Source organism: Streptomyces sp. DH37 (assembly GCF_029813835.1).
GTDB lineage: Bacteria > Actinomycetota > Actinomycetes > Streptomycetales > Streptomycetaceae > Streptomyces.
In genome coordinates this window covers 1-385 of record NZ_JARVKV010000250.1, presented here as the reverse complement: position 1 = coordinate 385, position 385 = coordinate 1, and the positions used below count along the sequence as shown (strand labels likewise).

The 385-nt window shown below is 80.5% G+C and carries 1 protein-coding gene; it reads left to right on the top strand.

All coding sequences use genetic code 11. The features are described from left to right. On the top strand, positions 1 to 385 hold a 385-nt coding region (locus tag QC029_RS30890; protein ID WP_279559142.1), incomplete at both ends, for a pyridoxal-dependent decarboxylase.

Genomic DNA, 385 nt, shown 5'->3' with positions numbered 1-385 from the left:
GGCCGACCCGCTGTGCGCGGCCCACCTGCACTGCCCGCCGCTGGCCGTCGCCGTCGCCGCCGACCTGGCGGTCTCCGCGCTCAACCCCTCCCCGGACTCCTGGGACCAGGCCCCGGCCGCCACCCCCCGGGAGACACTGCTGCTGGCGGAACTGGCGGAGCTGGTGGGCTACGACGACCGGGCCGCCGGGGTGCTGACCTCCGGCGGCACCGAGTCCAACCTGATGGGCCTGATGCTGGCCCGCGACCGGGTGCGGGGGCGCGCGTCCGGGCGGGCCGGCGAGCTGGAGGGCGTGCCGCGCAACGGCCCGCGCCCCCGCGGGTTCGCCTCCGCCGCCGCGCCCTGCGCCGTCCAGCGCGCCGCCGCCCGGCTGGGTCTGGGCGAG